We start from the raw sequence: 4,660 nt of genomic DNA, 5'->3' as shown, positions 1-4,660 counted from the left end.
GCCTGCGACTGCGCCAGCAGGTTCGCCAGCAGCACGCGGTGGCTGTGGGCATGATCGTGCGCAGGCTGCACCACGCCGATGAAATCGGCCGGCACCGCGTCGGTGCCCTGGTGCAGCGCCTGGAAAAAACTGTGCTGCACGCCGGTGCCGGCACCGCCCCAGACCACCGGAACGGTTGCCAGCGCGGCAGGCTGGCCGTCCTGGCGCACCGATTTACCCAGGCTTTCCATCACCAGCTGCTGCAGGAAACCCGGCAGCAGCGCCAGCCGCTGGTCGTAGGGAAGGATGGCGTGGCTGGCGTGACCGAAAGCGTTGCGGTTCCAGGCGCCCATCAGGGCGTGCCATACGGGAAGGTTGGCCTGCAGCGGGGCTTCCAGCACGTGCGCGTCCATCAGCGCCGCGCCGTCGAGCAAGGCCGCGAAGCCTTCGCGGCCGATGGCCAGCTGCAGCGCGAAGCCCACCGAAGACCACAGCGAATAGCGCCCACCCACCCAGTCCCACATCGGCAGCACCCGGTCGCCCGGGATGCCGTAGGCCGCCGTGCGGTCCAGGTTGGCGCTGACCGCGTACAGGCGGTCGCTGCCGCCCAGCCAGTCGCGCACTATCGCGCCATTGAGCAGGGTTTCCTCGGTGGCGAAGCTCTTGGAAACAATCACGGCCGAGGTGCGCGCCGGGTCCAGCGAGCGCAGCAGGTGCTGGGCCGCACTGCCATCGACGTTGGCCAGGAAGTGCACGCGCAGGCGGCCGTCGTGGAAGTCGCGCAGCGCGTCCACCGCCAGGCGCGGGCCCAGGTCCGAGCCGCCGATGCCGATGTTCACCACGTCGGTGACGCCGCTGTCGAGCACGGCCTGGTGCAGGCGATCCATCCGCACGCGCGACTCCAGCGCCAGCCCTCGCGCCTGCGCCGCCACGGCGCCCGCGCCCAGGTCGCTGCGCAGCGCGGTGTGCAGTGCGGGGCGGTCCTCGCTTGCGTTCACGTGGGCGCCGTCGAACAGGCGACGCACGGCCTGGGAAACTTCGGCCTCCCCTGCCAGCGCGAACAGCGCGTGCGCCGCCGCGCCGTCGACGTGCTGGCGGGCGAAACTGGCGTACACCGGGCCCACGCGCAGTGCGAACTCGTCGGAGCGCGCCGGGTCTGCCGCGACGATGTCGCGCAACGCCTGGCCCCGCAGGCGGTCGGCCTGCAGGCGCAGCGATTGCCAATGTGCTTGCGTCAGACCCACGTCACTGCTCCACCTGATGGTTGGCTGCCCTGACTATCAACCCGGGTCGAACTCCAGGTTGTCGATCAGGCGCGTCTTGCCCAGGCGCGCCGCGATCAGCGCCACCAGGTCCGTCTCGTTGGGCGACTTGGCGCGCGTGAGATCGCCGCGCCGTACCTGGGCGTAGTCCACCGTGAAGCCGGCGGCCTCGAGCCGCGACACCGCCTCATCCTCGATGCCTGCGATGGGCAGGCCCTGGCGCGCGGCGTCGCGCATGAACTGCAGCGCCTGGTGGATGCGCACCGCGGTCTGGCGCTGGTCGGCGTCCAGGTACTGATTGCGCGAACTCATCGCCAGGCCGTCAGCCTCGCGGAGCGTGGGCGCCGGAATGATTTCCACCGGGAAGCTCATCTCGCGCGTCATGTAGCGGATCACCTGCAGCTGCTGGTAATCCTTCCGGCCGAACACCGCCAGGTCGGGCTGAACCATGTTGAACAGACGCGCCACCACTTGCGCCACGCCGTTGAAATGGCCGGGCCGGTGCGCGCCGCACAGGATGTCGGTGATGCCCGGCACGTGCATCTGCACGCAGCCCATCGTGCCGAACGGATACATTTGCTCGACGGTGGGCAGGAACAGGGCATCACAGCCGGTTTCGGCCAGGCCCTGGATGTCGCTGTCGGGCGTGCGGGGGTAGCGGGCGTAGTCTTCGTTGGGCCCGAACTGGGTCGGATTGACGAAGATGCTGGCCACCACGCGGTCGGCGTGCCGCCGCGCCAGCTTCACCAGTTCGTGGTGGCCGGCATGCAGGTTGCCCATCGTGGGCACGAAGCCCACGCTGCTGCCCTCGCGCCGCCATTGCCTGAGCTGGGCGCGCAGTGCGGCCAGGGTGGTGTGGGTCTGCATGCGGTCAATATCCGTGTTCAGCGCCGGGGAATTCACCCGAGCGCACTGCGTGGGCGTAAGCCTGGAAAGCGCCGAGCACGGAGCCGCCCTGCGCCAGGAAGTCCTTCACGAAGCGCGGCCTGCGATGGCCGCTGTTCATGCCCAGCAGGTCGTGCAGCACCAGGATCTGGCCGTCACAGGACGGGCCGGCGCCAATGCCGATGGTGGGGATGGCGATGGCGGCTGTGATCTGGGCCGCCAGCTCGGACGGCACGCACTCGAGCACCAGAAGGTCGGCGCCGGCGTCGGTGACGGCCCGGGCGTCGTCCAGCAGCTTCTTCGCCGCCGAGGCTTCGCGGCCCTGCACCTTGTAGCCGCCCAGGCGCAGCACCGACTGCGGCGTCAGGCCCAGGTGCGCGCAGACCGGGATCTCGCGTTCGGCCAGGAACCGGATCACGTCCAGCTTGTGGCCGGCGCCCTCCAGCTTCACCATCGCGGCGCCCGCCTGCAGGCAGCGCGTGGCGGCCTCGAGGGCGCGTTCCGTGGTGGCGTCGGCCTGGAAAGGCAGGTCGGCCACCAGGAACACGCTCGACAGCCCACGGGCCACGCAGCCCACGTGGTAGACGATGTCGTCCACCGTCACCGGCAGCGTGCTGTCGTGGCCTTGGCAGACCATGCCCAGCGAGTCGCCGACCAGGACCAGGTCGATGCCGGCTTCGTCGATGCTGCGTGCAAAGCCGGCGTCATAGGCGGTGATGGACACGATGCGCTGGCCGTCGGCCTTCATCTTGCGCAGGGCCGGCACGGTAGGGCGCGCGCGCGCAGGCTTCGATGGATCAGTCGCGTACATGGCGGGGGCCCGGGTAGTGGTAGTGGCTAAGGTATCGCTTCGATGCCTGAAACATCCACCGCGGCCAGCAGGGACGCCAGCTCGCCCCGGCCCGGGATGACCAGGGAAGGCGCGATTTCCGCCAGCGGCACCAGCACGAAGGCGCGCTCGTGCAGGTGCGGATGCGGCACGGTCAGTCCGGGTTCGTCCAAGACTTCGTCGCCGTAAAGCAGCAGGTCGAGGTCGAGTGCGCGCGGGCCCCAGCGGTCGGCGCTGTTGCGCACGCGGCCGAAGCGCTGTTCGATTTCAAGCAGCAGGTCGAGCAGCGCGCGGGCCGTCAGGCGGGTGCGCAGCTCCACCACCGCATTGAGGAAGTCGGGCTGGTCGGTGCGGCCCCAGGCCGGCGTGCGATAGAAAGCCGACTGGCTTTGGATGGTGGTCTGGGCCATGGCGTCCAGGGCCCAAAGCGCTTCGACCAGGGTGGTCGCCACGTCCCCCTCGTTGCCGCCCAGGCCAACGTAGGCACGGACCGGCGCGTCGGGCCTCACGGCGCCGCGCCCTCGCCACCCGCGCCGGGCTTGCGGCGCCGGCGGCGACGCTTGCGCGGCGCGGCGGCGTCGGACTCGGCCTCGTCACTTCCTTCCGCTTCATCCTGGCCGTGCTCGCGCCGCGGTGATTTCGGATCCAGGCGCTCGGCCAGCTGCTCGGGCGCCTGCAGCTGCGCCTCGCGCCAGAACACCACGTCGTCGGCCACGTCCGGCGTGCCGCTGGCACGCAGCTCGAGGAAATCAAAGGCGGCACGGAACCGCGGGTGCGACAGCAGGCGGAACACCCGCTTGCGCACGCGCTGGTTGAAGCGCGGCTGCAGCAGCCAGATTTCCTGCATGGGCATCGAGAACCGGCGCGGCAGGGCGATCCGCTTGGCCTGGTGCAGGGTGACCCGGTCGGCGGCGCGTTGCTGTGCCACCAGCGGGTCGATGCCCGCCTTCTGCAGCACGGCCAGTTCGCGGCAATACGCCGGCCACAGCAGCGCGGCGAACAGGAAGGCGGGCGTCACCGGTTTGTCCTGGGCCACGCGCTCGTCGGTGTTGCGCAGCGCCTGCAGCAGCATGGTGCGCAGGGCACCGCTGCGGTTGGTTTCCAGCGCAACGGCGGTTTCGGGGAACAGCGCCGGCAGCAGGCCGTGGTCTTCCAGGGTTCGGAAGCTGCTTTCGGCGTGACCGGACAGGAACATCTTCAGGCACTCGTCGAACAGCCGCGCCGGGGGCGCCGCCGCCAACAGGTGCGCCAGCTCGGGAATGGGCTCGGCCGCGTCGGGCGCGATGGTGAAGCCCAGCTTGGCCGCCAGCCTGGCGGCGCGAAGCATGCGCACCGGGTCCTCGCGGTAGCGTTCCACCGGGTCGCCGATCAGGCGCAGCACGCGGTCCTGGCAGTCCTGGAAGCCGCCAACGTAGTCGCGCACCGAGAAATCCTCGATGGCGTAGTAAAGCGCGTTGACGGTGAAGTCGCGGCGCACCGCGTCGTCCTCAACGCTGCCGTAGACGTTGTCGCGCAGCAAGCGGCCACCGTCTTCGGTCTCCCGGTCGCCGCTGCCGTCGTCGATGTTGGCGCGGAAGGTGGCGACTTCGATGATCTCGCGGCCGAAGTGCACGTGGACGAGCTTGAAGCGCCGGCCGATCACGCGTGCGTTGCGAAACTCGGCACGGACCTGTTCCGGGGTCGCACTGGTGGCGACGTCGTAATC

5 protein-coding genes are annotated in these 4,660 nt (G+C 70.0%); all 5 read right to left on the bottom strand.

Annotation, left to right across the window (positions count from 1 at the left end; genetic code table 11):
• Positions 1 to 1,217, bottom strand: a 1,217-nt coding sequence (locus tag K0M70_RS14585) for a glucose-6-phosphate isomerase (protein ID WP_290783170.1), incomplete at its 3' end; no start/stop codon positions are given.
• Positions 1,218 to 1,259: 42 nt separating this feature from the next.
• Positions 1,260 to 2,108 carry a pantoate--beta-alanine ligase gene (gene panC, locus K0M70_RS14580; protein ID WP_290783168.1) on the bottom strand — a complete coding sequence of 283 codons (849 nt, stop codon included), beginning with the start codon at positions 2,106 to 2,108 and terminating at the stop codon, positions 1,260 to 1,262.
• Between the two features lie 4 nt (positions 2,109 to 2,112).
• Complete coding sequence (gene panB, locus K0M70_RS14575) at positions 2,113 to 2,937, bottom strand: 3-methyl-2-oxobutanoate hydroxymethyltransferase (RefSeq protein ID WP_290783167.1); 825 nt, start codon at positions 2,935 to 2,937, stop codon at positions 2,113 to 2,115.
• 26 nt (positions 2,938 to 2,963) lie between these two features.
• Positions 2,964 to 3,464, bottom strand: coding sequence for a 2-amino-4-hydroxy-6-hydroxymethyldihydropteridine diphosphokinase (gene folK / locus K0M70_RS14570; RefSeq protein WP_290783165.1), 501 nt, complete (start codon positions 3,462 to 3,464; stop codon positions 2,964 to 2,966).
• On the bottom strand, positions 3,461 to 4,660 hold a 1,200-nt coding region (gene pcnB / locus K0M70_RS14565), incomplete at its 5' end, for a polynucleotide adenylyltransferase PcnB (RefSeq protein WP_290783164.1). The genes pcnB and folK, both read right to left, overlap by 4 nt.

Origin of the sequence: Arenimonas sp., from assembly GCF_019459675.1 — a bacterium.
GTDB lineage: Bacteria > Pseudomonadota > Gammaproteobacteria > Xanthomonadales > Xanthomonadaceae > Arenimonas.
The sequence above is the reverse complement of the archived record's forward strand: the minus strand, read 5'-3'. Positions and strand labels throughout refer to the sequence as shown.